Below are 26311 nucleotides of genomic sequence, written 5' to 3'. Positions count from 1 at the left end.
GATTAGACTCCTACCTGCTGAGATAGATAATGGCGCAAGTGGGTAACAACGGTGTTAAGTTCGCTTTCTGTCATGTTGTAGTAAAGTGGTAATCTCACCAGCTTTTCACTTTCTTGAGTTGTGTGGTTGTCTTCACCATTGAACGTGCTATACCGTTTTCCTGCCGCTGTTGAATGCAAGGGAAGATAGTGGAACACCGTTAATATGTCTTGTTGTTTCATGTAATCTATAAAGTGAGCGCGATCTACTTCACTGTTAAACTTTACATAAAACATATGAGCGTTGTGCTGACAATGGTCGGGTACGTGTGGAAGGGTGATAAGGCCCGCTTGCTCAAATTCAGACAGCGCTCTGTTGTACTCCTGCCAGATGTTCAAGCGAGTGTGATTGATCTTATCTGCGCTCTCTAATTGAGCATACAAGTAAGCCGATTGGATTTCGCTAGGAAGCATGCTACTTCCCATGTCTACCCACGTATACTTGTCTACCATACCCTTAAAAAATTGACTTCGGTTGGTCCCTTTTTCTCTGAGGATCTCAGCTCTTTCAACAAACTGATTGTCATTGATAAGGAGAACGCCTCCCTCACCACCTGATGTGTAGTTTTTGGTCTCGTGGAAGCTAATTGCGGATAAGTGACCAATCGCACCTAATGCTTTTCCTTTGTAATTTGACATCAAACCTTGGGCGGCATCTTCAATGACATAAAGGTTGTATTTGGTAGCAAGGGCCATGATCTTGTCCATTTCACATGCAACGCCAGCATAGTGAACAGGTACGATTACCTTGGTTTTTTTAGTTATTGCCGCTTCTATCTTTTCTTCGTCAATGTTCATCGTATCTGGTCGCACATCAACAAAAACGATGCGGGCGCCTCTTAAAACGAATGCATTGGCGGTACTGACAAACGTGTAACTCGGCATAATAACTTCATCGCCGGGTTGTATGTCTATCAGTAGGGCTGCTAGCTCTAAAGCATGAGTACAGGAAGGCGTTAAAAGTGCTTTCGGAGACCCTGTTATCCCTTCCAACAGATTCTCACACTTTTTGGCATAGAAGCCGTCTCCAGAGAGCTTAGGGCTCGCGATGGCTTGTTCTATGTAGGTAATTTCGTTGCCCGTGACAGGCGGTTTATTAAATGGGATCATTGTATTACCGAACTAGTGTGAGTAAAAATGGATACTTACTGGTTTTCGAGATATTTGGCTTCTAATGTCAGTAGGTCTTGCTTTCGTTTTTTGATTTTTTTTGCCGGAGAACCAAAGTAGATAGACCATTCCTCCGTGCTCTTTGTGACCATTGATTGTGCCCCAACAGATGTGCCTTCGCCAAGTTCAACTCCCGGAAGAATAATTGAGCAAGCTCCAACAATGGAATGCTTATTGATGACTACCTTGGCTTTTGTCTCATTTTTAAATTCAGCTGGCACGGTAGGGTTGGTCATAGTCGCTCCACTGTAATCATCACTTTGACTAAATACGTGGCAACCATAAGCTAAACCAGAAAAATCGTTTAACTCGACACCGAGCTCCCCACCGGCAACATTGCAAAATACGGCGATATGAACGTTTCGACCAATGGTGACTTTTCCGGAAATAACACAAAAATCATCAATTCTGGAATGATCGCCAATTTCGATAAGCTCTGGGTTGTAAATTGAAGCTTTGTCGCTGATCTTAACGTTATTTCCTAGCTTGTTAAAGCCAAGTTCTTGCAACTGCTTGTTTGATAAAAATGCCACAATAAAACCTTTTGTATTGTTGGTTATAGAGCTCGATTACAAATAGTGTAATGTCTTTGCTAGAGAACCTGAATTATTTTTAAAAACGCGGTGGGCTTTTTCTCCCATATCGAGTACAAGCTCGGAGTTAGCACAGAGCTGCATGAGCTGATCGGCGATATTATTGGAATCTTCGGCAAGTCGCAAAGCACCATGATGAATTAGCTGATCACCAATGACTTGGAAGTTGAAATAACTTTTACCACTTAACATGGGTTTTTTAAGTGATGCGGGCTCTAAAAAGTTATGTCCTCCCACTTTTTTTCCAATTAAGCTGCCTCCCATGAAACACAAGTCTCCAGCACCAATCAATGCCATCATTTCACCCATGGTGTCTCCGAGGTAGACTTGAGTGGTAATCTTATGTGAGCTGGTTTCGGTTCTCTTTGAGATGGTTAATCCCAACTGCGTGGCCAATTCGTACACGTCGTCGAACCGCTCTGGGTGCCTGGGCACTATCATCAACAAGGCACTTGGATATTTGTCCAACAGTTTTCGATGCGCCTCTAAAATTACTTCATCTTCTCCTTGATGTGTACTTGCTGCTACCCATACCCAAGAGTAGTGTGTCACTTGTTGTTTGAGTGTCTCAATAGCGGTATAAATTTCTGGTTTAACTTTGATATCAAACTTTATCGATCCGGTGACTTTAACTTGGTCGGTGGACAGGCCAAGGGTCTTGAATCTATTTGCATCGTCATCATACTGACAAAGTACTTTTGTTAAACACGGTCTCATAACCTCAAACAAAGGCTGGATCTTTTGGTAGTTTTTCAGTGATTTTTCCGATAAGCGGGCGTTGACAATGTAAATGGGAATGCCTGATTTATGCACTTGAACAATGGTGTTTGGCCATAACTCTGTCTCCATAACAATGAGCTTACACGGTTTTACTGTACGAATAAGCTTGTTAATGGCCCAAGGTATATCTAGAGGCATATACAGATGCACTATATCACCAGAGAGTTTTTTGGCTTGCTCGGCACCAGTGGGAGTGGTAGTCGTGATAACAAGGGTCTGGTTTGGATATTTACGCTGCAACTCTTGAGTTAAAGATTTTGCTGCTAAGACTTCCCCTACAGAAACAGCATGAATCCAAATGGGATTATGCAGTGACGGGAGTGCCGGGAATACACCAAGGTACTCTTTCCACCTACAGCCCACACTTGGCCTTCCTTTACGCTTTCTCAAGAGTACAAAAAGGCCAATGGGAACGAGGAGAATGATGAGTAACGTATAGACGAACTGTGCGAAACGATTAATCATTCTTTTTGATGAGGTCTTCTGGGTTCATATGGATCCATTTGCCTCGAGGTTTATCAATATACTGAAAATGTTCATTACTAAACGCACCTTGAATACAAACGTACTTTCGGTCTTGTGTGTGAACTTGCTTGTTAGCCAACACGTTATGTAAAACGGTAGGCCCCGTTGAACTGTATACACCCATATCCGGAGTGTAGTTATTGATGTTGTGTACCACCTGATCGATGATCTCTGCCAAGTCTGGATTTCCGGGATGAGAGGCGATGAAGTAGTTGGTGATTTCTGTGTTATTGGCGATCTTGATATAAAGTGCGTTTTCTTCGTTGCCGAGCAATTTATCAATTGGCCAAACCAAAGTCGCATCCATATCTAAATAGACACCACCTTCTCGATAGAGAACAAAGAGTCGCCACAAATCTGCTTTCGCGGCACCGTCGTTAAGACAAGAGTATGCATCGTACACTTCTTTAGGCGCGTGCGTCTTTAAGTACTCGGTGCAACCTTCGTTAGTGACAAGTCGGTATTCACAATTTAACGACATAAGCCTATTGAACAGGTAGTTCATATACATAGGCAATGAATAGCGGTCAGTAAAGTTGGTTTGCCAGATCACTCTAGGAATGGGCCTATCATTAGCAAGCTTTACCTTTGCTGCAGAATAGTTTGGAACAGCAAACCTTTTTTTGGGGAATAGCCAATGGAATGGGTAAGAAAGTACTTTAAAAATGTTTCCCACCAATCGAATTAGGCGATTAGCTATAACAATTTTTGTTTTATTCATTTTATAAACCTTTGTTAAAGGATGGTTCTAGCTTACTAATGACCAATGAAGAGTCTAATTGGGTCAAGCAGTTTTGGTGTTTTAATGGGCATGTTCTTTTAAAACACGGTCGACAGTCAATATCAGTATGAATGATGTGCAATTTTCTTGTTAATGGTGGCGTATAATCTGGAGAGCTTGATCCGTAAATTGCAATGACTTCAGTGCCAACAGCGGCAGAAACGTGCATCAATCCAGAATCATTAGAGATCACGGTATCGCATGCTGCTAATAGATCGACAGCTTCATTTAGGGAGGTTTTACCCGCTAAATTATAACAGTGTTCACGATGACTCGCTGGTAGAAGGTTGCGGATACCCTCTGTTACTTCGTGATCTTTTTGAGAGCCAAACATCCATATGTGGCCACCTTTTGAGATTACGTATTTTGCTACTTCCGCATATTTAGTTTCAGGCCAGCGTTTGGCTGGGCCAAACTCCGCACCTGGACACAATCCTACAACTTGTTGTTGACGAGAAAGCCCTAATTTTTCGATGGTGCTTTTTTGGCTGGCTGGATCCTGCTCTAGTTTTGGAAAAGGGCAACTGCGGTTTATTGATACTTCCCCTTTCATCGAATTACGAGAATAGGCTAAGGCTACGTATCGCTCCACCATAAATTGGAAGACTCGTTTGTCTGGTCGCAGGTCATTGAGTAATCCATAGCGGGTTTCTCCCTTCCAGCCAGTTCTTACTTTTATGCCTGCAAACAGAGGGATAAGAGCTGATTTTGCGGAGTTAGGCAGGATATAAGCATGGTCATATCCTCTATTTTTTAGACTTCTACCTATACGCCAGCGCTCTTTTAAGTTAAAGCTACCATGCCCTACTGGCATTTCAATTGCTTCACTGATTTCTGGCATACGTTCAAGGATGGGTTTACACCAGGCGGGAGCAAGAACATCGATCTGTGCATCGGGGTATTTATCTTTTAAAGTGATATATAAGCTCTGTGACATCACCATATCACCTACCCAAGATGGCCCAACAATAAGTATTTTCATGGCAAAAAAATTATTATCACTTGTAAATGGAGAACGATTGTAACATAGCCTACTTTACTATGTTTAACCTACCTCATTGGTGTTTTCGAGCTTTGCGAAACACATAATTGCCTCTTACTTTTCTCCATAAGCCTAAAACGTCTGTTTTAGGGAAAATAGCAATTCTGCGAATTTGAAACTTATCTCTATGGGTGGCTAGTGGGCCACTATTGGTCGCCACTGCGAATTGATATCCCAACTCTTGCACTATCTTCTTGGAATCGTCATTCAGATCGCCATACGGATAGGCAAAAGAGGTGAGTGACTCACCCAATAGGGTTTCAAGGCGTTCTTTATTCTCTGAAATTTCTTGGTATTGCTCCTGATAGGTGAGTTTGCTTAAAAACGGGTGAGTTAAGGTATGCCCCCCGATTTCTACACAGCCAGAATTGTGAAGGGCTTTGATCTGCGCTTCTTGCATTAATGGCACTGCCTTCTCTGGGTTTTCCGGTGACTCAACATCCCAGCGGTTGAAGGTTTCACCCGTGACAACATATACAACGGCTTTAAAACCGTACTTTTTCAGGAGAGGTAACATCAGTTCGTAGTTGTCTTGGTAACCATCGTCGACCGTTAACATAATATAGCGTTTATTGGCCTGTAGGCGATAGATCAAACCTTTATCTTCTAAATCTTTAAAGGTGAGAGTCTCAAATCCCATCCGCTGAAGTAGCTTAAGGTGTTTCTCTAGCATATCGACATGGAGGTAGGTGCCATGAACTCCCTTTTCGGAGTCTTCACGAATAAAGCGGTGATACATGATAATTGGCATCTCTCGCTTTAGTTTATGTACGATCAGGTCTTGATAAATGTCTTCAAGATGAGAAGCGACAGTATCGATGTCGTAGTTTTGTTTGATGGCCTCGGTTACTTTCTCTGAACATGATCGACGAGTCAGCGCAGTTTCTATTTGTTGATGAAGAGTCTGAAAATCAATATCTAGGTCTTTAGGTCCTATATCGCCGAAGTTGGTTGACATAGCATGAGTTAAATTGCTTTCGTCGATGACTCCCACACAGGTGGCTTCCCCTATTGCGAAAGTTGGCCTACCGCACAGCAAAGATTCCATGGCGACACGACCTGCGCCAATAACGAGATCGGATTGATGAAGGACGCTGGCAACATCATTGGTATAGCCGAGAAAAGAGGCTTTGTTCGTGAATTTTTCGAATCTGTCCTCTTTTTGAGAACCTGTCAAAATTCGGACATCGTATTTGTTGAGGTCTAGGCACTCATTTAAAAGTCGATAGCACAGGTCCCCCTTTGGACCCGTTAGACGCCCCACAATGGTGATAATTGGTTTGTCATTGTTTGGCAGTTCACTAGGAAAATAGGCGTCGGTTTCTATGCCATTTCGACTGACTGTTAATTGGGACGATGGCACGTCCAAGTCATTGATTAACTGTTGCTCTATCGCTTCACAAACGGGTAGTGCTTTATCGCCCATGGCGTGAAACTTCTTGCGCGAAGCATGAACCGGCTGTCGCCCATGTACTGTCGTGACCATGGGCGTATTAGTGAGTTTACAAGCGATGTGACTACTCCAACTAGAAGCGCGAGAGTGAGCGTGAACCAGTTGGATATTGTGTTTTTTTATAAGGTAAATAAGGTAGGCCACATGCCAAAATCGTCTTGGGATACTGCGCTTATTAAAACGCAGTCTGAAGTACTTGCCCTCAAACGGTTTGGTGAGAGTGTCTGACACATAGAAAACGTTATGGCCTCGGCTTGTAAGCTTGTTACCAAGTGTCGTTGCATAAACCTCTGCCCCAGTTACTTCTAACTGGGAAAGTGCCATTAGTATATTCATAATCTATGTCTTACTCTTCTAGTCTCTACTACTCGATATCATCTGCTTGCTGGTAACCGTTGAGCGCTATGAAATTTTGGTTGGCTTTAGTTTCTTCAAAAAGCTCGTTGGCTCTGTCTAAACGGGGCAACTCTGGGTGTAAAATATGCAGAACTATTCCTTGGTGGAAGAGATTCTTCACTCTTTTTCCCACTTTCAGTAATCGGTATTCGATATCGGTATCTTCACCGACACAAGGGACGTCATATCGGTTATCGAATCCATTGACCTCTACAAAGTCTTGTTTGTGAAGTGAAAAGTTACAGCCCACGATCCCTTTTGACTTTTTGTTTAAACGCTTAAACAACCATGGGTTTGTTACTCTGATACCCTTTTCAATATTTTTCCCCTTTCCTAAAACATACTTTATTAAGATGCTAAAAAGGTTGCGAGAGAAAAATGCGTCGGGGGAGGTATCGGTGTAGAGGTCCTCTTTGAAGCTTGGAGCCATATCGACTCGTCGACCATTTAAAATGATGCCCAGCGCTTTATTGCTCAGGTGGTCAATGACAAAGTTCTGTTGAGGGATGCAATCGCCATCGATAAAAATAAGATATGGACTTATGGACCTTTTTACCGCTTTGTTTAATGCTCGGTTTTTTCTAAAGCCGCTGTCTTTTTGCCATACATGTTGGATCGGTAGTGGAGATTGCTCTACTAGGTTTTTTACCTTCTCAACGTTCTCGGGTGTTGAACCATCGTCCGCGATGATGAGTTCAAAGTTATTACTCTGATTTTCCAATGCTTTAATTATACAACTTAGGGCACCAATATTGTTGTAAAAAGAAACGATTACACTTGCATCATACATTTAGAGTTCACTCGATTTATTACTGAGTTCTAATTGAGTTAAGCACAAGGCTAACATCATAAAAAATACGGTTGTTTGATATTCTAACCCACTTGTGTAAAAGAAGGAGTTAATTAAGTAGGTCACAATTAAACATGCACCGCTATAGGCCCAAGGTGATCGGCTTGGGAAATAAAGATAGAAGCGATAAAGCATGGCTAGAATAATACCCAGAAATGCAATCGCATAAACGATGCCAAGTTTTACCGCTAAATCCAAGTATGTGTTGTGTAGATCGTTAAAGGAAAACTGATGGTTTGTCTGCTTCAATATCTGTTCGATATTTGCATTGGTTTTTAAGAACTCTGAATACTGGGGTTCAAATGAGCCTATTCCCGTGCCCCATACTAACGTCATTGGAAAAGTTGAGATGTTGTGTTGGCTAAAGCGAACTCCTTGTTTCCACATTTCTAAACGAGCATTGTTAGAGTCGTTGTGCTGTAGGTCCGCTATAGAAGATATACGTTCTGAAATGGGTTTGAGTGCGGGGATAGAGTTTCCAAAGTAAATCAGACTAGTAAACGATAAAGTAAAGATCAGAAAGTAAGTTGGTTTGACTAATAAAAAGTAAATAGCAACCGTAATGCTAACAGCAAGAAGTGGCCCTCGGTTTCCTGAAAGTAGCAAAAAGAGGATGCTGAGCAATAAAATTGAGCTTACAGCGAGTGTTTTCTTTTTGGTTATTCTTTGGTCCGAATGTAGGCAAAACGGTAAGAGTAATGCAACCGAGTAACCGAGTAGCTCTCCCCATCTCCCAACATCCCAAAAACTTTCAATACGCTCGCCAGCCCAGTTTGAGTAACCAATATCAAAAAGATTTTTACCAGCGTAAATTAGTGCGAGGCATAACCCTAAAGCAAGAGAATAAGTCGCATATTTGTGATTGTCGCTTCTACCTAACTGAAACAACAGTAATGGAAAAAGTAGAAAGACCGCCCCTTTTCTAAAGAAGGTGAAAAAGTCATCAAAAGAATCAGTAAAGATAAGTGATGAGCACACTCCTAATCCAAATAATACAAGTACCCCAATACCCAATTGATTCTTTTTCAAGTGTGATAGGTATTTGCGCTCAGAGATTAGGAGGTATGTCTGCAATAGTAACAATAAGGAAAGGCCAATATACAGGCCTGATTTTGAAACAAATGCAGAAAGGAAGAGCAGGGAAATAGTTATGCTCTCAAAAATTTTAATAGTTTTAGGCATATATGGGGAAACTACTGTCCTATCACGTAAAACTGGGTAGTAAGCTAGCTCAAGCTTACTACCTTAAGTCATTATTTTTTGTTAATGATAGACATGTATTCCTTCACGCCTTCTGAAACCGTCTTGAATTTGTGATCGCAACCCGTCGCTCTAAGTTTTGAGAGGTCAGCTTGCGTAAACTCTTGATAGGCGCCTTTTAAATGCTCAGGGAAAGGAATCGTTTCGATTATTCCTCGGCCGTGGTAGGAAATCACCGCTTTTGCAACTTCTTCAAACGACTCAGCATTACCAGTACCCAAATTGAAAATACCAGATTTACCGCTTTCCATAAACCAAAGGTTGACAGCGGCCACATCCGCGACATAGACAAAGTCTCGAATGAAGTGTTCACTGCCTTCAAACAGCTTGGGATTTTCACCTGCGTTCATTTGATTGTTAAGGTGGAAGGCCACAGAGGCCATTGAACCTTTGTGCTGTTCACGTGGGCCATACACATTGAAGTAGCGAAACCCGGTGATTTGAGAAAGGGTTTCACCATGCTGCTTGGCGTCTTCCCATACGCGACGTACATAGTTATCAAACTGTTGTTTGGAATAGCCGTAAACGTTTAATGCTCCTTCATACTCTCTTTCTTCAATAAAAGTATCTGTTTCTCCATAAGTCGCCGCAGAAGAAGCATATAGGAATGGAATTTCGCGATCTAAACAGTAATGCAGTAGCTCTTTAGAATACTCATAGTTATTGAGCATCATGTATTTGCCATCCCATTCTGTTGTCGCTGAACACGCTCCTTCGTGAAAAACAGCGTCGATAGGGCCAAAATCATCACCCGCCATAATTTGGGTTAGAAAATCATCACGATCCATATAGTCGGCAATATCAAGATCAACGATGTTCTGAAATTTTTTGCCATCTTTTAGGTGGTCGACCACTAAGATGTCATTAATCCCCTTTTCATTAAGAGCTTTGATAATGTTGCTGCCAATCATGCCAGCGCCGCCAGTTACGATGATCATACTTTTCCTTCAAATAATGATGAGTCTTACAGCAGTATACCATATCTTAGTTAGTCGTTTTTGTCAGTTCAATGATGCGTTGTACTTCGCCGTTAAAAACCAGTAGTATGCTTTGATAGAGGGGGACTTGATAAACGTATATTTAAAACTTAGATTGAGTTTTTTATTGTGTTATCGAGCATCACTCTACTTTTACTCTCTGAATTCTATTGTTTTTATGTAATCGTAGTTACAAAGTTACTTTTGAACTATAACCTTAAGAGTTCTTGTGAGCCGCCGCATTTTCTAGCCACTAGTACATAATCTTTAATTGCTATAAACTTGTCCCATTATTTCTACCACCTTTTAATTACTCTAAAACACTCTAGCTTTTTGGATCGCTCCCTAAGGAAAGTTTGGTGCCTTTGGGTTTTTAGGTGGTACGTACATGGACACAAACAAAGGTAGTAGGAACTTGTTCTGATGAAAATACTTGTGACAGGTGGTGCTGGATTTATCGGTTCAGCTGTAATTCGACATATTATTAAGAATACTCGTGATGAAGTAGTCAACGTTGATAAGTTAACCTATGCAGGAAACTTAGAGTCTTTAAGCGAAATTGAAGGCTCTGAACGTTATGTCTTTGAGCAAGTTGACATTTGCGATGCTCATCAAGTGAAACGTATATTTGAACAACATAAACCGGATGTAGTCATGCATTTGGCTGCCGAATCTCATGTAGACCGCTCTATTGATGGACCTGCAGATTTTATTGAAACCAATATAGTAGGTACCTACACTCTATTGGAAGCGGCTCGTACATATTGGAATGATCTAGGAAAAGATAGAAAGTCTGCCTTTCGTTTCCATCATATCTCGACTGATGAAGTGTATGGTGATTTGGAAGGAACGGATGATCTGTTCACAGAGAAGACACCTTATGCTCCTAGTAGTCCTTATTCGGCTTCAAAGGCATCAAGTGATCACCTCGTGAGAGCCTGGCAAAGGACATTTGGCCTACCGACTATTGTTACAAACTGTTCCAACAATTATGGGCCTTACCATTTCCCTGAAAAGTTAATCCCCCTTGTGATTCTAAATGCCCTCGAAGGCAAGACGTTACCCGTATACGGCGATGGTATGCAGATTCGTGATTGGCTGTTTGTTGAAGATCATGCCCGAGCACTTTATAAAGTCGTGACAGAGGGCGAGGTCTCAGAAACCTATAACATTGGTGGCCATAATGAAAAAGCGAATATCGAAGTAGTTAAAGCCATCTGTGAACTGTTGGAGGAACTCGTACCAAACAAACCAAAGGGTGTTGATAAGTATGAAGATTTAATCACTTATGTTGCCGACCGCCCTGGACATGATGTTCGCTATGCTATTGATGCGAGTAAAATTGCTAGAGAGCTCGACTGGAAGCCTGAAGAAACGTTTGAAAGTGGAATTCGTAAAACTGTTGAATGGTATTTGGTAAACGATACTTGGTGCAGCAGGATATTAGATGGCTCTTATAGCCGTGAGCGCCTAGGTATGGAGACTAAATGATGAAAGGTATTATTTTAGCTGGTGGCTCGGGCACGCGTTTATACCCTATAACTCGAGGTGTTTCAAAGCAGCTGTTACCTGTCTATGACAAACCAATGATCTACTATCCACTGTCAACATTGATGCTTTCGGGCATAAGAGACATTTTGATTATTACTACACCGGAAGACAATGATAGCTTTAAAAGGCTGCTAGGTGACGGCTCTGAGTTTGGCATTAATTTAGAATATGCGATACAGGACACCCCAGATGGTTTGGCTCAGGCTTTTATTATTGGTGAAGAGTTTATCGGTAAAGATAGCTGCTGTTTGGTGCTTGGGGATAATATTTTTCATGGACAACGTTTTTCAGATACACTGCGCAATGCGGTTAGCCGAGAAAAAGGCGCTACCGTTTTTGGGTATCAGGTTAAAGATCCAGAGCGATTTGGTGTGGTTGAATTTGACGATGAGATGAAGGCTATTTCGATAGAAGAGAAACCGTCTACACCTAAGTCTGACTATGCAGTAACCGGTCTTTACTTTTATGACAATCGAGTTGTTGAATTTGCAAAAGCCGTTAAACCTTCCGATCGAGGCGAACTAGAGATTACATCTATCAATCAAATGTATCTGGACGATGGAAGTTTAAATGTGGAACTTTTGGGAAGAGGTTTTGCTTGGTTAGACACAGGTACTCACGAAAGTTTACATGAAGCTTCATCCTTTGTTCAGACAATCCAACATGTGCAAAGTTTAAAGGTTGCCTGTCTAGAAGAAATTGCCTGGAGGAATGGGTGGTTGTCAGATAGAGATTTGCTGAAAATTGCCGAGCCAATGATGAAAAATGAATACGGTAAGTATTTGAAGAAATTGGTCAGTGAATCTTGAAAAGGTAGGTGATATGCGAGTTTTAATAACGGGCAGTTATGGTCAAGTCGGTAGTTCTCTTGCGAGATTATTAGCCGAAAAAGCAGATGTTAAAGCTGTTGACAGAGACAACTTAGATATAACTGATCAAAAGGCAGTTAATCGGTTAGTGGTTGATTTCAGACCTAATATTATTATTAATGCGGCAGCACATACTGCGGTAGATAAAGCTGAGACGGATGTCGATTTATCATATGCTATCAATAGAGATGGCCCAAAGTTTTTGGCTGAGGCGGCTAATGATGTTGGGGCTGCGATTTTACATATTTCGACTGACTATGTTTTCGATGGTAGTAAGGATGGTTTGTATAGTGAAACTGAAAATACTTCTCCTCAGGGAGTTTATGGTAAGAGTAAGCTCGCTGGAGAGCAAGCTGTTATCGACGCATGTGACCGACATATAATATTAAGAACTGCTTGGGTATTCGGTGAGCAAGGTAATAACTTTGTAAAAACGATGTTGCGTTTAGGAGGGGAAAGGAGTGAGCTCAGTATAGTTGGAGACCAATTCGGTGGCCCAACCTATGCTGGTGATATTGCCGATATCTTAATAATGTTTGCAAATAGGATCTATGAGAACCCAGCCTTTGAATATGGTGTATATCATTTTTCTGGAGTGCCACATGTTAGTTGGTTTGAATTTGCTACTGCTATTTTTGAAAAGGCAGTAAAGCAAGGCGTTCTAGAGAGTGCACCTAAATTAAGAAGTATCAAAACGAGCGAATACCCTACCCCCGCAAAGCGCCCTAAAAATTCAAAATTGAATACGAAAAAAACTTGTGAGGTTTTGCAAGTTGAACCTAGTAATTGGAACAATGCGCTTAGTGATTTATCACAGTATCAGTAAATTTAGATATAATGGACCCTAATTGTGAAAATAGTTGAAACTGAGATCCCAGACGTAAAGATTCTTGAGCCAGCAGTCTTTGGTGATGAGCGAGGCTTTTTTATGGAAACTTGGCAGCAAAAGAAGTTTGAAGAACTAGTGACTGGAAAAGCCACTGTGTTTGTGCAGGATAACCACTCTAAATCAAAAAAAGGTATTCTCAGAGGGCTTCATTATCAGACTGAAAATACGCAAGGCAAGTTAGTTCGTGTAATTTCTGGAGAGGTGTTTGATGTTGCTGTTGATGTCAGAAAGGAGTCACCAACATTTGGTCAGTGGGTTGGGGCTTTTCTTTCGGCTGAAAATAAACGTCAGTTGTGGGTTCCTGAAGGATTTGCACATGGTTTCTATGTCACAAGTGAAGAAGCTGAGTTTGTATATAAATGCACGGACTATTACAATCCGAAAGCCGAGCTATCGATAGACTGGGCTGATGAAGAGCTAAATATTGATTGGCCTATCGATATTCAGCCTGTCACGTCAGATAAAGATTCAAGAGCACTTAGTTTTAAAGCTTATCAAAGGCTTATAATGCAAAATGGAGAATAAAATGATTAATATTGTAATCCCTATGGCGGGAGCTGGGAGCCGTTTCGCTAAAGAAGGATATAAAGACCCTAAGCCTTTGATCCCTATTGATGGGGAGCCAATGATTAAGCTTGTAATTAGTAACTTGACCCCTTCTCAAGAGCATAAGTTTATATTTATTTGTCAACAGAAGCACGTAGAGGAGTATGGACTTAAAAGTTTACTCAGTGAGTGGTCACCAAACTGTGAAATAGTTGAAATTGATGGCCTAACGGAAGGTGCTGCTTGTACTGTTCTCAAAGCAGAGAAATTCATTGACAATGATGCTCCATTAATGATTGCGAATAGTGATCAATATGTAGATGTTAGTATTGATGAGTACTTATCTACAATGCAAAGTCAGTCCCTAGACGGATTGATTATGACGATGAAAGCTGACGATCCTAAATGGTCATTTGTTGGATTAAGTGATGACGCTTTAGTGACTAGGGTTGTTGAGAAAGAAGTTATATCGGATGAAGCCACGGTGGGAATATATAATTTTGCCAGAGGTGCGGACTTTGTCGCGGCAGCCAAGGATATGATAGATAAAAAGCTGATGGTTAATGGTGAATATTATGTCGCCCCTGCATATAATCAAAAACTAAGTGATACGTGGAAAGTAGGCATTTTTAATATAGGTTCAGAAGCATCAGGTATGTATGGGTTGGGAATCCCAAGTGATTTAGAGTTATTTAAGTCACTCCCGGTATGTCAGCAAGCTTTATTGAGATGTGTAAAATGAAAGTGATTTCGCATCGAGGTTACTGGAAAGAAGAGCAGGAAAAAAACTCTAAATTGGCTTTTATTAGGTCCTTTGATCTTGACTTTGGCACTGAAACGGACGTAAGAGATTTTGATGGAGAACTTGTAATATCACATGATATTGCGGACAGAAAAGCAATAAAGTTTAAAGATTTTCTAGATGTTTTGTCTAAATATAATGACGGATTGACTCTTGCATTAAATATAAAGTCAGACGGATTGGCTAGTCAAATATTAAAAGACATTGAATCTTCCTCTGTCTCACAACATGACTTTTTCGTTTTTGATATGTCAATCCCAGACATGAAAAGCTATATAGATAGTGGAGCAGTTCCAGTTTTTACAAGAATGAGTGATGTTGAGACGAAACCAGCTTGGCTTGAAGAATCCAACGGTATATGGTTGGACTCCTTTTCTGATGAATGGTATTCCTCGAAGGAACTTGTTGATATTTTAAGTATTGGTAAGCAAGTGTGTATTGTATCTGCTGAACTTCACAAAAGAGATCCTGGACCACAGTGGGAGGTTTTGAAGGAGTTTGTTAACTATGAAAACCTTATACTTTGTACAGACTTACCTGAAGACGCTACTTCGTTTTTTTTTGATAATTATGGGGCGATAAAATAATGACTATTAAAGCCATATTATTTGATATGGATGGTGTACTTATAGAGGCTAAGGAGTGGCACTATGAGGCATTGAATCAAGCTCTTGAGTTATTTGGTATGCCTATTTCTAGGTTTGATCACTTGACAACATTTGATGGGTTACCAACCAAGAAAAAGCTTGAGCTGTTAAGTGCGGAACGAGATCTGCCGAGTGAGCTTCATGGTTTTATTAATGAAATGAAACAGCAATATACGATGGAGATTGTACATACGCACTGTAAACCAGTCTTTGTTCATGAGTACGCGCTTTCAAACTTGAAAGCAGAAGGGTATAAACTTGCGGTCTGCTCTAACTCTATTAGGAATACAGTTGTCACAATGATGGAAAAATCAGCTTTATCTGACTACCTAGAGCTTATGGTGTCTAACGAAGATGTATCTAACGGTAAACCTGATCCAGAGATGTATTTAAAAGCTATGTCAGAGCTTGGATTAAAGCCTGAAGAGTGCTTGATTGTAGAAGATAACGAAAACGGCATAAAGGCCGCTAAAGCATCAGGCGGGCACTTACTTGTTGTGAAAGATGTTGCTGATACAAACTACTTAAATATTGTAGAGAGAATTAAAGAGATAGAAAGCCAGCATGGTGAGGTGATTTAGATGGCCATTAACATACTAATTTTAGCAGCTGGGCAAGTCGCATTTGACACGCATGACGAAGGCTACCCTCTTTGCCTTACTGAAACGGATGGTATGTCATTAATAGAGAAAATCATATCCCACACTAAGTGTATTGAAGATGAAAAACATTATACATATGCCATCTTAGAAAGAGATGCAGAGAAGTTTCACTTAGATAAAGTTGTGCAGTTGTTGACGGATGGTAGTGATGTTGTGAGAATTCCTGACAGCACTAAAGGTTCTGCCTGTACAGCGTTGTTGGCTGCTAGTCAAATCGACCCTGATAGCGAATTACTCATCATTAGCGCTAACGAGTTAGTGGATAAAGATTATTCTGAAGTGATTAGTCAATTTAAGGGAAAGGGTTTGAACGGAGGTACTCTTACGTTTAAATCGGTGCATCCTAGATATTCCTACATTAAACTTAATTCTGATGATCTGGTAGTAGAGGCAGCCCAGCAGATGCCTATTAGTAAAAATGCCACTGCAGGGGTATTTTGGTTCCGTAAAACTAGCGATTTTGTTGAGGGTGCTAAAAATATGATTCGCAAAAATGCTAGTGTGAATGGTAACTTCTATGTTGCGCCAGTATTTAACGAACTAATTCTTCAGCAGCTAAGAATCGGCGCTATAGAGTTGAGCTTGGAACATTATCGCCCAATAAAAACGGAGAGACAGATGCAGCAATTTGAGCATCGAGGTTAGTCATGAAAAGTGAACAATTAGATAACATGGTCAAAGGTTGGTTTGTTGGAGCTTTCTCTCCGGTAGCTTATAAAAGTGAAGCCTGTGAAGTTGCGGTAAAATCATATGCTTCGGGGGATAAAGAGGAAGCACATTATCATAAGGTTGCTACTGAGATAACTCTTGTCTTAGAGGGCAGAGTAAAGATGGTGGGAAAAGAGTGGGGGCCAGGAGATATAATTGTTCTTGAGCCAGGTGAAGTGACTGATTTTGAAGCGCTTACGAACTCTAGGAATGTTGTTGTTAAAGTTCCTGGAGCGTTAGACGATAAATACGTTGTCTAGTTAAAAATTTATCAAATGGACACGCACTTAGGGCGAGCAGCCTAAGTGCGTTGTTTTTTATGAGGTAAAAAACTAATGTTTTATAGCAGTTTGAGGCTCGCAATTTTTGAAATTCAAAAAAGGTCTCTCAATACTTACGCGGGTTGGACCTGGAGCTTAATGAATCCTATGTCCCAAATGGCGATACTGTACTTTATTATGAATTATGTATTTAAAGCTAACATTGAGAATATGGTACTGTGGTTAATTAGTAGCCTTACAAGCTGGATAATAATTCAAGGGGCGCTACTAAAAAGTTGTCAAAGTTTAGTCTCTCGCAGAGCACTAATGCAAAATAATAACGTATCCCATTTTATGCTGGTTGCCGCTGATGTTTTATCAGAAGCCCTAGTTCTCGCTCCTTTTTACCTCATTGGTATATTATACGCGCTGTATACAGGAACAGGTATAGGACACATTTTGCTTATTCCTATATTGTTTCTGTTTATTTTAATTTTTCTTTTGGGTGCGGGCCTAGTGTTTGCAACAATAACACCTATTCTAAGAGATCTACCCTACCTGCTAGGTATTTTACTACAAATCGCATTTTGGCTTACACCTATTGCATATGCTAAATCATATATGACAGGTATAGCTGCATATTTAGTTGAGCTTAATCCATTCACACACTTTATATTACTCTCACAAGCAGTATTTATGGGGAAAGAATTAACCATTAGCTTATTTGCCACTCCAGCAATTCTTGCTTTAGTCTCCCTAGTTATTGGTATTACTTTGTCCAGGGCAATAGGTACAAAAACGGTGATCAATCTATGAATGTTGCGACAGTTAAATTTGAGGACGTAAAACTAGATGTCCCTGCTTCTGATAGGCATCAGTCGCTTAAGAGCCTAATAATCAATATTAGGTCGTTTACGACAGAGAAGAAGAACATACTCTCTATACCATCTTTCACTGCCAGTAAAGGCGATAAAATCTGTGTTGTTGGCAGAAATGGCAATGGTAAAACGAATTTTTTAAAAGTTTTGTCGGGAATCTACCCTTGTACATCTGGCAGTGTCTGGACAAGTGACAAGCCTACAGCTGTACTCGCAGCAGGTATAGGTCTTGAAGAAGAGCTCAGTGTCCAAGAGAACATTAATCTCTCTCTGATATACAAAAATATATCTAAAGAAAATATACCAGCTATTAGAGAGGAGATTCTAGATTTTTGTGACTTGAGTGAAGATAGGTATAAACAGTTCAAGCATCTATCCACTGGATATAAAAGTCGCCTTGCCTTTGCCATTGCAATAAGTGAAGAGCCTAAAATCTTGGTCTTAGATGAAGTTCTTGGAGGCGGGGACGAGTTTTTTATGAAAAAAGCTAATGAGAAACTAACAGAAACTATCGGATTAGCCGATACTGCGTTTATTGCTACTCATGGTCCCGATGATTTTGAAGACGTTTGCAATAGACTAATTATCATAGAGAAAGGAAAGATCTATTACGATGGCTCTTTCAAAGAAGGATTAGAATTGTATAGAAATATGTATAGTTAGGATAAACAAGGTACGACAAAAATGGCTGTTTCTGTAATAATTTGTGGGCTCGTACGAGATGCTAATAAGCTACTAAATAAGCTGAAAAACTATACTGATTGGAGAGAGCAAGGGTTAGTTGATCAGATAGTGTTCTCCACTTGGATTGGTGAAATAGACAGTTATCAAGGTCTAAGAAAACAACTCGTACACTCTAATATAGATATAATTGAGATCGAAGAGCCACGACTAGTACTTAAAGGGGGACATCAACTACATCAGATGCTCTCTCTATACTACGGCTTATCAAAGTTAAATAACAAAGATCAGTTTGTTCTCAGAACTCGTGTAGACTTAGCCGATAATCATGAAGCTATGCTTCATGATTTCGTGTCAGGTACCCCGGTAGCTGAAGATTTCGCCGAAGTAGGTCTAAAACATAAGATTCTTATTGAATATTCACAGATGGCTTATCCATTTCTATGTGGCGATGCTCAATTTTTTGGGCACTTTGAAGATCTGATGAAACTGATAAATATGTCAGCTGATATGGAGCTATTGTATAATCGACTAGCCGTCGAACAAACTTTCTTTTTTCACCCATTTAAAGATTGTAGGCTCTTTAAGCAGCATTTCTATTGGAACCTGCCACATATAAGTGAAATTGCTGATAGAAGATCAGAACAATGTGAAGACATTGTTAATACCGCAATTATTTCTGATGTGGTTCAAGCTTGGTGGTTGATATTAGATAGATACTTCAAAGTTGGCTGGGGAGAGTATAAAAATATTGATATTGAACTAAAATCAATGTCTGACGCTTTTTTATTCGACAAGGATATTAAAATTATTGGTGGAGAGCAAAGTGATGTAATTGCTGATCACTCTTTTGTGTCTGCAATTAATAGAGTCATAGATCACGAAACAAAAAATAGGCTAGTAGAACTAATTTCGGACAAAGAACCATTGAATATGTTTAAAATAGATATTGATATATTCAACAGCTATGAGTCTTTCTCAAAAAAGTACAGTGACCTACCTAGTGCTAAAGCAAATTGCTCTATAAGTAAGAAGAATGTTATTAGAGGAGCTGCCCAACACTTTTTTGTGAAAAATGAAAATGATTCAGCTAGTAAACGTTACCACGAGCAGATAACAGCCTTGAGGAGAGAAAACGACTTTCTTAGGAAGGAATTAAATATCAGTATTACCAACTCTCCTATTCATAGAGTTCTCAGTAGAGTTTTACCGAGGAAAGCGATAGAGTTTTTTAAATATAAGCTCCCCTTTGCAACAGAATTTTATGCTAGAAATGTAATGAAAAAAAAAGGTAAATAAATGAACTTAAATGATTACATTAAAATAGTGGAGCTTACTGAACGAATAGAAAAAAGTGAAAGAGATTTGAATTTTATTATTAATCATCCTTTTCGGTTCTTGGCGCGCAGTATTTTCTATCCTTTGATAAATATAAAAAAGCGTATCATAAATCTAAAAAACAGAAGCGACATTTATAGCCGAACTCGTCCAATGCCAGTAACAGAAAAGTATGAGACAAAAAACTTTTTTTCAATAGAATCCATTAGTGACCGAATTTACAAATTAGAAATTGCTAACAACGGACAGGAAGTAGAAAACTTCAAAGTAGAGTTCAAAACAGGTAACAAAAAAATAATTTTTGTCCATGCATACTATGAAGATGAAGCGGTCGAAATAATAGATAATATAAGTAAATTTATCGATTATGACATTGTAGTCAGTACCCCCTTTGATAGTATAGCTGAACTGTTCGAACGCAATATGGATAATGATAGATTGGTCGTAGTTAAATTTCCGAACCATGGCAGAGATATTTTCCCATTTTTAATTTCGATCAAGCTTGTAGATTTAGATAGATACGCTTGCTTTATTAAAATTCACACTAAGAGATCTGAGCATCTGAATGATAAAGGGGATTGGTTCAAGAGGAATATAAGGTTATTGGTTGGAAATAAAAGCATTTCTGATCGCCTTTTATCAACCGTTGTCCCAGAAACTTGTACGTTGGTAGGAGTAGAAAAGTTCCCAATACAGGATCACCTTGAGAATAATATGCCATGGCTGTCTCATCTTGTTGGAAGTAAAGTTGAGTCAGTCAAATCATATTTTATACCGGGAACAATGTTTTTTGGTACTCGCTCATTTCTAAAGCTTCTTGATGAGATGAATTTGCATTTATACAAGTTTGAAGAAGAAAATAGTCAATTAGATGGCTGTTGCATTCACTCCTTGGAACGTTATTTTGGCCACCTTACACGAGTTAATAAAGGCGAGTGCTTAACAATCGAAGAACTAGCTGATAAAGAGCAACTACTATGAAAAAAGTGATTCTATTAAATGGTGCGATCAGAGATACAGAAGAGTTTTTATTAATTATAGACTGTATACTCTATAAGCTGAGTAAAACACCAGAGGCTATTGATGTTGTCATATCTACATGGCATGAGGATATTTCTTCCAATAGGGAGCTCTTTGATTGGGTAATAAGGCAAGGCATAAAAGTGGTGGGTTCTTCGGGTTTAGATGTAGGCGGCCCTGCAAATATCTTTAGACAGTGGAGGACCTTAGATGCAGGTCTAAGTGTAATTGCTAGCGATAGCCTAGTTCTTAAAGGTCGTACAGACAAATTTCTTCTCCGTAAGGATGTCGTTGATGCGTTTATTTCGCTAGATCTTGAAGCAGAAAAAGTTAAATCTTTTGTATCCTCGGATAAATTGGCTGTTGAACATATTTCAATTAGTCTGCCGTTCATGGCTAAAGACATGATCTATCTTGGGTGTGTTTCTGCTATAAGGAAAACTTTAAGCTATTCCGTTAGGACACAGTACGTAGCGGATCATATGTTCAATGGTATTGGGCCTGAGTGCTTCCTTTGGTTGGAATCATGCTCAAATAACCCCTTTGTCATGTCGATGATTCAAAAAGTAGACTTTCGTGAAGTTTCTAATAAGTTGTTGAGACGGGGTAGCGTTTTTGATTATGATTGGAACACGCTTGATGAGCATCTCGTCGTTTTATTTAGGTACTGGATTGAGGCTTTCGATCAAGAGTTTTCGTTTGTAACGGATATACTTGACTGTAATAAGGCAGATACTTGGTGTATTGATGAAGGTAGTTGGAAATATCAAACGGGAGATCGCGAAGAATACGAGGAACTTAAACTTATATTGAATAAGCTACCAAAATACGCATTAAATGATCCTGTAACTGACACTTTTATTAACTCATCTTCTATAATTAGTGCTTCAAACACAACGGTAGCTAATCCGGTTTTACCTTTTTCAGATAAAATAGACGAAATACGTAAACGTGACGAAAGAGAATTTTCGGACATAGTTATACTTCGTCAGCAGTTAATCACACGTGAGATTTCTAAGAAGACTCCTGATGTTCCCAAACTTCAAAGTGCACTTAAATGGAACATTCGTCAGAGGGATAGGATGACTCTTGATATGGTGTATAAGTGGATGTTGGAAAAAGCAAAGGAGGCAGAATATGTTGTTGAGGAAGACAAAATTTTTGCTTTAGAAAGAATGATAGACTTTTTTACCTTTAAAGGTGAGCATGGTCAAATAGAAGAGGCTATACGAACTCTCAGAGGCTATTTTGTCAAATCGCCGATTCTTAGTGTCAGATTAGCTGAATATTATTTTACGCGTGGTGACAAGTATAAGGCGTTATTCCATTTTTGGAAATCGAGCAAGAATTTACCAGATAGCTTAGGTGTAAATCATGGTATGGGCTGTACACTTTTGGATCTTGGGTTCCCCAAAATAGCGCTTAAATACTTAAGGAGAGCCCATCAGGTAATGCCTAATGACAGTACAGCCGCTTTTACCTTGATACGAGCGCTTCACGCGATTGGAAGTAGACAAGCAGCTTTAACGTTACTCCCCATTCTTTCAGATGATTTACAAGTGGAGGCAAAAAAGATTTTAAATGTGGAAGTCTAAAAATAGCCAATGGCGAAATAAATTTAGTGAATCTATTGCGTCTGCTCACCTCTCATCAGAATATGCGAATAAGTCGCTCGAATGGTTTTTTGATGGAGTTTACAAGTTAGCTCATAATGAAGAGTCTCCAATTGATTTTGACGAAAAATTCTATTTGCATAAAAATGAGGATGTTAAAAGAGCAGTCGTAAACGGGGAGCAAGCTTGTGGGTATATTCATTTTTGTATACATGGAGCTAATGAGAAAAGGCAATGGAGCTATAAAAATGTTTATTCTCAATCTAAGAGTGAAGCCTCTCTCGGTAAAGGATTATTTTATCCAAAACACCTGCACGGAAAAAATAACTGGAAAAAATATACTAATGAAGCGTTAAGGAAAGAAAACAGATCGAATGTCCTTGTTATACTTCTACCCTATTTAAGAAGTGATCTTTTTTTTGCTGGATACACAAGCTTTTTCGATGATATATCTGATTCGTTTAACCTTTTTGATGAAGTGAAAGTTTATGTAACCAACGGAGCGGAAAATATTGATTTACTGACTAAATATGGTAGTAATATAAATGCCTATAATCTGGACGATATTAAACTTTTGGATAAAAGACCCTCTCTTATATACTGCTTTGATACAGAGACGTTTTTTCAATCAATCGATATCTTCGACGATATAAGCAAGACTGTTTATTACTGCCAAGACTACGAAGCTGGTTTCTCTCCATTTGGGTCTATGTATGCTAGGTGTCAATCGGCTCTCTACAAGTCGAAGAATATAGTGTTCTCTACTCGTTTTTTACGTGATTTTGTTAAGGAGCAAGGTCTATTAGCAAGTAAGAATAGCCACATTACAGCTCCTAGAATAGACATTATCGACGATATAGATTTAAAGAAAAATAAAAGACTGTTTTTTTATTTCAGACCAGAGGCTTTTAATACGCGTAATATGCCTGAAGATATACTTTCATCAATAATGGATTTTTGTGAAAAGTATAGCGGGTATGAGTTGTTTTTGGTTGGCACTGTAGATACAGATTATTCGTATAGTGTGAACAATAATAGAATCAATGTAATAAGTAAGCTGCCAAAAGAAGAATATATTTCTCTGATTAAGACATGTGATGTAGTGGTGTCGTTAATATATTCAGCTCATCCGGGAGTGATAGCCTATCAGACTGCTGCGTCAGGTATTCCGACGGTAACTAACTCGTTTGCCAATAGGACTGAAAAAGAACTAAGACATATCTCTGAAAACATAGTTACTTATGATCCAATAAAAGACGAGCTAATAGAAAGGTTAGAAGAAGCTTTACAAAAGAAAAAGGGGGAGATGTCTTTTAACTATCAAAAATATAGCGGGATTATTAGTGACAGTTCTTTAAAAGACTTCAACCATAAAATTATCAAAGTAAAAGATTAATATTATGACTCAAAAAGAAACCAGACCAGAAATATTACAACCATCAGCCTATAGCCTTCGGTTCATGCCACAAAGGTTAACCCGAGCAATTGATTGGCATGGACATTTAAGCTTTGCTGCGTGGTTAGTAGAGCTTATGGAACCAAAATCTATAGTAGAACTTGGAGTCTTCAGGGGGGACAGCTTATCGACGTTTTCTCAAGCGGTTAAAGAATGTAAAGTAAATTGCGAGATTACGGGCGTGGATACGTGGGGTGGTGACGATACGACGGGTCGCTACAACGAAGAAGTATACCATGACCTTAAAGATTTCTTTGCAACCAATTTTCCTTCTACGACGCTTTTTCGTGGCTTATTTGACGATGCGTTAAGTACTTTTGAAGACAACTCTATTGAAATTCTACATATCGATGGATGCCACCACTATGAAGCAGTGAAGCATGATTTTGAGACTTGGTTGCCTAAACTATCAAAAGATAAAGGTGTAGTGCTGTTTCATGATATCTCAGTAGCGATCGAAGGATTTGGAGCTAAGCAGTACTGGAATGAAATAAAGGATAGTTATCCTTCATTTAGCTTTAGCCACTCCAACGGTCTGGGTGTCCTTCTTGTTGGTAGAAACCAAGTTAAAGCACTAGCCGAACTTACTCAGGATGCGCAAGCTCTTGATTATGCTAGAGCGATATTTGAATTGAGCGGCTCTAGGTTTCATCATTTGGCGAAAGAAAAATGGTGGCGAGATGAGGCAAATAAGCATGCAGAAAGTCTAAGTTATACAACCGAACAGCTTGGAGCTAACTTGTCTAACATGGTAAGTGAGCATGTAGCGAACTATCTGAATAATATGGACTTGACGGCTTCTCTTCCTACTGTCGAAGCACCTAAGTCTATTATAAAACGAATAGCAGACAAGTTTTAATAATGCCACAATTGAAAGCGACGGATAAAACAGTGTCCGTCATAATTGTTAACTGGAATTCTGGGGAGTTACTCCTTGAATGCCTGTCAAGGTTGTCTAAGCAGACCTACAAAGCTAATGAAATAATTCTAGTTGACAATAATAGTAGTGATAGTTCCATATCACTCATCCCAGAGTCTCTTCTAGGGAATATTAAACTTTGCAAACTCGAAACTAATTTGGGTTTTGCGGCTGCAAATAACTTGGCTATTAAAAATTGCAATAGCCACTATGTTGCTTTACTCAACCCAGACGCTTTCCCCAAAGAAAATTGGCTGGAAGAATTGTTGATAGCCGCCAATGAGAACCCTACAGTTGGATCTTTTGGCTCCAAGCAAATTTGCTATCCAGATTCAACTAAATTAGATGGTGTTGGTGATGTTTATCATGCATCAGGTATTGCTTGGAGAGCATATCACGGTAAAGAGAATTCTGTAGAGAACCAGTATCACCGGTATATCTTTTCTCCGTGCGCGGGAGCAGCTCTGTACAATAGACTCGCATTTCTTGAGGCTGGAGGGTTTGACGAAGACTTCTTCTGTTATATGGAAGACGTCGATTTGGGGTTCAGGCTTCAACTATTGAAATATGATTCATTATTTGTAGACAGTGCAGTTGTTTATCATGTGGGTGGCGGTACTTCTGGGGGAAAGCATAGTGACTTTTCTGTTTACTATGGGCATAGGAATCTCGTATGGGTTTATTTAAAAAATATGCCGCACATACTTTTACTTGTTACACTGCCCTTACATCTTCTCATGACCTGCGTTGCGTTTGTAAAATTTTTACTTCTCGGACAGGCAAACATTTTTTTACGTGCAAAAATTGACGCGTTAAAAGAAATAGGTAAAACACTAAAGAAAAGAAAACTTGTTCAAGCTACCAAGAGAAGAAAAACTAAAGAAATTTTAAAATTAATAAGTTTTGGCTTTAAATAAAACTACAGAGGCTAACCCAATGAAAACAGATATACTTATACTAACCGAAGCTTACGTTCAGGCTTTCAATGAAAAGAATATTGAAAAGGTATGTGACTTCTTCTCTGAGGGGTTTGTTTTAACTGATCCCGCAGGAACGGTAAAAGGTCAGAAAGCAGTTCACAACTACATAAAAGGCATATTTGATAGTACAAATACCCTTTTATTTGAACCTAAAAAGATACTAGTCGCTAACGAACATTACAGCATTATTGAGTTTAACCTAAAGCTAGATGATAGTACCTTTCTTGGGACGGATATAATTACATGGGATGCAAATGGAAAAATGGTTACTATGGATGCGTACCTCTATCAGTCTTCTAACTAACACTGTAGTGGTCAACTAAAATTGGCCACAGTTTTGCAAATTTCCCAGCAAAGTCTTTCTGATTCGTTCGCAGTCAGGCCACCGTTGTACAGGTTCGGCCTGCTTTGACTATAGTATCTAATTATATATCTAACTATGCCCTGCCAAGCTTCATCTAAACTGCAATAATACTAACTGGTCAGGTTAATCCATTGTAACCCTCCCTGTTTTAGTGGCACTCTAAATTAGAGTTTTTCCTACTTTTGTAACCCTCCCTGTTTTAGTGGCACTCTAAATTAGAGTTTTTCCTACTTTTATGCCTTGCTAAATACTCCCAAGGAGTC

At 39.4% G+C, this 26311-nt stretch carries 27 protein-coding genes and 1 pseudogene; 18 read left to right on the top strand and 10 right to left on the bottom strand.

Translation table 11 applies throughout. The annotated features are described in order from the left end of the window. Positions 1 to 2: 2 nt before the first annotated feature. From rffA to rfaD, 9 genes are all read right to left on the bottom strand, one after another. A complete protein-coding gene (gene rffA, locus BLO31_RS14540) occupies positions 3 to 1148 on the bottom strand; it encodes a dTDP-4-amino-4,6-dideoxygalactose transaminase (protein WP_070968085.1) in 1146 nt (381 codons plus the stop codon). 35 nt (positions 1149 to 1183) lie between these two features. Beyond that, a complete protein-coding gene (locus BLO31_RS14535; protein WP_070968081.1) occupies positions 1184 to 1741 on the bottom strand; it encodes an acyltransferase in 558 nt (185 codons plus the stop codon). A gap of 36 nt (positions 1742 to 1777) precedes the next feature. Then, complete coding sequence (gene waaA, locus BLO31_RS14530; RefSeq protein ID WP_070968077.1) at positions 1778 to 3046, bottom strand: lipid IV(A) 3-deoxy-D-manno-octulosonic acid transferase; 1269 nt, start codon at positions 3044 to 3046, stop codon at positions 1778 to 1780. Further along, entirely contained in the window at positions 3039 to 3827 is a 789-nt protein-coding gene (locus tag BLO31_RS14525; protein WP_070968073.1) for a glycosyltransferase family 32 protein, read from the bottom strand. Before BLO31_RS14525 ends, waaA begins: the two co-directional genes overlap by 8 nt. 1 nt (position 3828) lies before the next feature. After that, the gene (waaF, locus tag BLO31_RS14520; protein ID WP_070968069.1) at positions 3829 to 4869 is read right to left on the bottom strand and encodes a lipopolysaccharide heptosyltransferase II; all 1041 of its coding nucleotides are present in this window, start codon (positions 4867 to 4869) and stop codon (positions 3829 to 3831) included. A 73-nt stretch (positions 4870 to 4942) separates the two neighbouring features. After that, positions 4943 to 6718 carry a bifunctional glycosyltransferase family 4 protein/polysaccharide deacetylase gene (locus BLO31_RS14515; protein WP_070968066.1) on the bottom strand — a complete coding sequence of 592 codons (1776 nt, stop codon included), beginning with the start codon at positions 6716 to 6718 and terminating at the stop codon, positions 4943 to 4945. A gap of 28 nt (positions 6719 to 6746) precedes the next feature. Continuing rightward, positions 6747 to 7568: a glycosyltransferase gene (locus tag BLO31_RS14510; protein WP_070968063.1), complete on the bottom strand. Its 822-nt coding sequence runs from the start codon at positions 7566 to 7568 to the stop codon at positions 6747 to 6749. Then, positions 7569 to 8606, bottom strand: a complete 1038-nt coding sequence (locus BLO31_RS14505) for an O-antigen ligase family protein (protein WP_175443226.1) — start codon at positions 8604 to 8606, stop codon at positions 7569 to 7571. Between the two features lie 275 nt (positions 8607 to 8881). Further along, positions 8882 to 9826 carry an ADP-glyceromanno-heptose 6-epimerase gene (gene rfaD, locus BLO31_RS14500; protein WP_070968057.1) on the bottom strand — a complete coding sequence of 315 codons (945 nt, stop codon included), beginning with the start codon at positions 9824 to 9826 and terminating at the stop codon, positions 8882 to 8884. Between the two features lie 462 nt (positions 9827 to 10288). On the opposite strand from rfaD, the gene rfbB reads away from it, so the two are divergent. The 18 genes from rfbB to BLO31_RS14410 all read left to right on the top strand — a co-directional run bounded on the left by rfbB (position 10289) and on the right by BLO31_RS14410 (position 25988). After that, positions 10289 to 11356, top strand: coding sequence for a dTDP-glucose 4,6-dehydratase (gene rfbB / locus BLO31_RS14495; RefSeq protein WP_070968054.1), 1068 nt, complete (start codon positions 10289 to 10291; stop codon positions 11354 to 11356). After that, complete coding sequence (rfbA, locus tag BLO31_RS14490) at positions 11356 to 12225, top strand: glucose-1-phosphate thymidylyltransferase RfbA (RefSeq protein ID WP_070968312.1); 870 nt, start codon at positions 11356 to 11358, stop codon at positions 12223 to 12225. The genes rfbB and rfbA overlap by 1 nt, the downstream gene beginning before the upstream one ends. A 13-nt stretch (positions 12226 to 12238) precedes the next feature. Continuing rightward, entirely contained in the window at positions 12239 to 13111 is an 873-nt protein-coding gene (gene rfbD / locus BLO31_RS14485; RefSeq protein ID WP_070968310.1) for a dTDP-4-dehydrorhamnose reductase, read from the top strand. Positions 13112 to 13135: 24 nt separating this feature from the next. After that, positions 13136 to 13699 (top strand): dTDP-4-dehydrorhamnose 3,5-epimerase, encoded by a 564-nt coding sequence (gene rfbC, locus BLO31_RS14480; RefSeq protein WP_070968050.1) that lies wholly within the window; start codon positions 13136 to 13138, stop codon positions 13697 to 13699. 1 nt (position 13700) lies between these two features. Next, positions 13701 to 14462 carry a glycosyltransferase family 2 protein gene (locus BLO31_RS14475; protein WP_070968047.1) on the top strand — a complete coding sequence of 254 codons (762 nt, stop codon included), beginning with the start codon at positions 13701 to 13703 and terminating at the stop codon, positions 14460 to 14462. Further along, positions 14459 to 15109 (top strand): PI-PLC domain-containing protein, encoded by a 651-nt coding sequence (locus BLO31_RS14470; RefSeq protein WP_070968044.1) that lies wholly within the window; start codon positions 14459 to 14461, stop codon positions 15107 to 15109. The genes BLO31_RS14475 and BLO31_RS14470 overlap by 4 nt, the downstream gene beginning before the upstream one ends. Next, positions 15109 to 15750: an HAD family hydrolase gene (locus BLO31_RS14465; RefSeq protein WP_070968041.1), complete on the top strand. Its 642-nt coding sequence runs from the start codon at positions 15109 to 15111 to the stop codon at positions 15748 to 15750. Before BLO31_RS14470 ends, BLO31_RS14465 begins: the two co-directional genes overlap by 1 nt. Continuing rightward, complete coding sequence (locus BLO31_RS14460) at positions 15751 to 16476, top strand: glycosyltransferase family 2 protein (protein ID WP_070968039.1); 726 nt, start codon at positions 15751 to 15753, stop codon at positions 16474 to 16476. 2 nt (positions 16477 to 16478) lie between these two features. Further along, positions 16479 to 16799 (top strand): cupin domain-containing protein, encoded by a 321-nt coding sequence (locus BLO31_RS14455; protein ID WP_070968037.1) that lies wholly within the window; start codon positions 16479 to 16481, stop codon positions 16797 to 16799. A 327-nt stretch (positions 16800 to 17126) separates the two neighbouring features. Beyond that, positions 17127 to 17615, top strand: coding sequence for a hypothetical protein (locus BLO31_RS14450; RefSeq protein ID WP_342668988.1), 489 nt, complete (start codon positions 17127 to 17129; stop codon positions 17613 to 17615). Continuing rightward, complete coding sequence (locus BLO31_RS14445; protein WP_070968030.1) at positions 17612 to 18340, top strand: ABC transporter ATP-binding protein; 729 nt, start codon at positions 17612 to 17614, stop codon at positions 18338 to 18340. The genes BLO31_RS14450 and BLO31_RS14445 overlap by 4 nt, the downstream gene beginning before the upstream one ends. A 21-nt stretch (positions 18341 to 18361) precedes the next feature. Then, a complete protein-coding gene (locus BLO31_RS14440) occupies positions 18362 to 19657 on the top strand; it encodes a hypothetical protein (RefSeq protein ID WP_070968027.1) in 1296 nt (431 codons plus the stop codon). Continuing rightward, a complete protein-coding gene (locus BLO31_RS14435) occupies positions 19658 to 20677 on the top strand; it encodes a rhamnan synthesis F family protein (protein WP_070968023.1) in 1020 nt (339 codons plus the stop codon). It begins immediately after the preceding gene. Then, positions 20674 to 22311: a tetratricopeptide repeat protein gene (locus BLO31_RS14430; RefSeq protein ID WP_070968020.1), complete on the top strand. Its 1638-nt coding sequence runs from the start codon at positions 20674 to 20676 to the stop codon at positions 22309 to 22311. Before BLO31_RS14435 ends, BLO31_RS14430 begins: the two co-directional genes overlap by 4 nt. Then, the gene (locus BLO31_RS14425; protein WP_070968016.1) at positions 22298 to 23725 is read left to right on the top strand and encodes a rhamnosyltransferase WsaF family glycosyltransferase; all 1428 of its coding nucleotides are present in this window, start codon (positions 22298 to 22300) and stop codon (positions 23723 to 23725) included. Before BLO31_RS14430 ends, BLO31_RS14425 begins: the two co-directional genes overlap by 14 nt. A gap of 4 nt (positions 23726 to 23729) precedes the next feature. Next, positions 23730 to 24644, top strand: a complete 915-nt coding sequence (locus tag BLO31_RS14420) for a class I SAM-dependent methyltransferase (protein ID WP_070968013.1) — start codon at positions 23730 to 23732, stop codon at positions 24642 to 24644. A gap of 2 nt (positions 24645 to 24646) precedes the next feature. Continuing rightward, positions 24647 to 25621 carry a glycosyltransferase family 2 protein gene (locus BLO31_RS14415; protein ID WP_070968010.1) on the top strand — a complete coding sequence of 325 codons (975 nt, stop codon included), beginning with the start codon at positions 24647 to 24649 and terminating at the stop codon, positions 25619 to 25621. Between the two features lie 19 nt (positions 25622 to 25640). Then, a complete protein-coding gene (locus tag BLO31_RS14410; RefSeq protein ID WP_070968307.1) occupies positions 25641 to 25988 on the top strand; it encodes a nuclear transport factor 2 family protein in 348 nt (115 codons plus the stop codon). Between the two features lie 11 nt (positions 25989 to 25999). Here the strand turns inward: BLO31_RS14410 and BLO31_RS23560 are convergent. Beyond that, a pseudogene (locus tag BLO31_RS23560) lies at positions 26000 to 26155 on the bottom strand (IS3 family transposase); the annotation flags it as partial. Positions 26156 to 26311 lie beyond the last annotated feature (156 nt).

This window comes from Vibrio sonorensis (assembly GCF_001854765.1).
GTDB lineage: Bacteria > Pseudomonadota > Gammaproteobacteria > Enterobacterales > Vibrionaceae > Vibrio > Vibrio sonorensis.
Note: the sequence above shows the minus strand (reverse complement) of the source record. Positions and strands in the feature narration are given on the sequence as shown.

What these genes read in the sequence shown, in the direction of transcription:
- rfbD (WP_070968310.1), top strand. Translation starts at nt 12,239, where the DNA reads ATGCGAGTTTTAATAACGGGCAGTTATGGTCAAGTCGGTAGTTCTCTT.
- BLO31_RS14510 (WP_070968063.1), bottom strand. Translation starts at nt 7,568, where the DNA reads ATGTATGATGCAAGTGTAATCGTTTCTTTTTACAACAATATTGGTGCC.
- rfbB (WP_070968054.1), top strand. Translation starts at nt 10,289, where the DNA reads ATGAAAATACTTGTGACAGGTGGTGCTGGATTTATCGGTTCAGCTGTA.
- BLO31_RS14435 (WP_070968023.1), top strand. Translation starts at nt 19,658, where the DNA reads ATGAACTTAAATGATTACATTAAAATAGTGGAGCTTACTGAACGAATA.
- BLO31_RS14420 (WP_070968013.1), top strand. Translation starts at nt 23,730, where the DNA reads ATGACTCAAAAAGAAACCAGACCAGAAATATTACAACCATCAGCCTAT.
- BLO31_RS14525 (WP_070968073.1), bottom strand. Translation starts at nt 3,827, where the DNA reads ATGAATAAAACAAAAATTGTTATAGCTAATCGCCTAATTCGATTGGTG.
- BLO31_RS14515 (WP_070968066.1), bottom strand. Translation starts at nt 6,718, where the DNA reads ATGAATATACTAATGGCACTTTCCCAGTTAGAAGTAACTGGGGCAGAG.
- BLO31_RS14465 (WP_070968041.1), top strand. Translation starts at nt 15,109, where the DNA reads ATGACTATTAAAGCCATATTATTTGATATGGATGGTGTACTTATAGAG.
- BLO31_RS14460 (WP_070968039.1), top strand. Translation starts at nt 15,751, where the DNA reads ATGGCCATTAACATACTAATTTTAGCAGCTGGGCAAGTCGCATTTGAC.
- BLO31_RS14450 (WP_342668988.1), top strand. Translation starts at nt 17,127, where the DNA reads ATGCAAAATAATAACGTATCCCATTTTATGCTGGTTGCCGCTGATGTT.
- BLO31_RS14425 (WP_070968016.1), top strand. Translation starts at nt 22,298, where the DNA reads ATGTGGAAGTCTAAAAATAGCCAATGGCGAAATAAATTTAGTGAATCT.
- BLO31_RS14475 (WP_070968047.1), top strand. Translation starts at nt 13,701, where the DNA reads ATGATTAATATTGTAATCCCTATGGCGGGAGCTGGGAGCCGTTTCGCT.
- BLO31_RS14430 (WP_070968020.1), top strand. Translation starts at nt 20,674, where the DNA reads ATGAAAAAAGTGATTCTATTAAATGGTGCGATCAGAGATACAGAAGAG.
- rfbA (WP_070968312.1), top strand. Translation starts at nt 11,356, where the DNA reads ATGAAAGGTATTATTTTAGCTGGTGGCTCGGGCACGCGTTTATACCCT.
- BLO31_RS14470 (WP_070968044.1), top strand. Translation starts at nt 14,459, where the DNA reads ATGAAAGTGATTTCGCATCGAGGTTACTGGAAAGAAGAGCAGGAAAAA.
- rfaD (WP_070968057.1), bottom strand. Translation starts at nt 9,826, where the DNA reads ATGATCATCGTAACTGGCGGCGCTGGCATGATTGGCAGCAACATTATC.
- BLO31_RS14445 (WP_070968030.1), top strand. Translation starts at nt 17,612, where the DNA reads ATGAATGTTGCGACAGTTAAATTTGAGGACGTAAAACTAGATGTCCCT.
- rffA (WP_070968085.1), bottom strand. Translation starts at nt 1,148, where the DNA reads ATGATCCCATTTAATAAACCGCCTGTCACGGGCAACGAAATTACCTAC.
- BLO31_RS14440 (WP_070968027.1), top strand. Translation starts at nt 18,362, where the DNA reads ATGGCTGTTTCTGTAATAATTTGTGGGCTCGTACGAGATGCTAATAAG.
- BLO31_RS14415 (WP_070968010.1), top strand. Translation starts at nt 24,647, where the DNA reads ATGCCACAATTGAAAGCGACGGATAAAACAGTGTCCGTCATAATTGTT.
- BLO31_RS14455 (WP_070968037.1), top strand. Translation starts at nt 16,479, where the DNA reads ATGAAAAGTGAACAATTAGATAACATGGTCAAAGGTTGGTTTGTTGGA.
- BLO31_RS14410 (WP_070968307.1), top strand. Translation starts at nt 25,641, where the DNA reads ATGAAAACAGATATACTTATACTAACCGAAGCTTACGTTCAGGCTTTC.
- waaA (WP_070968077.1), bottom strand. Translation starts at nt 3,046, where the DNA reads ATGATTAATCGTTTCGCACAGTTCGTCTATACGTTACTCATCATTCTC.
- waaF (WP_070968069.1), bottom strand. Translation starts at nt 4,869, where the DNA reads ATGAAAATACTTATTGTTGGGCCATCTTGGGTAGGTGATATGGTGATG.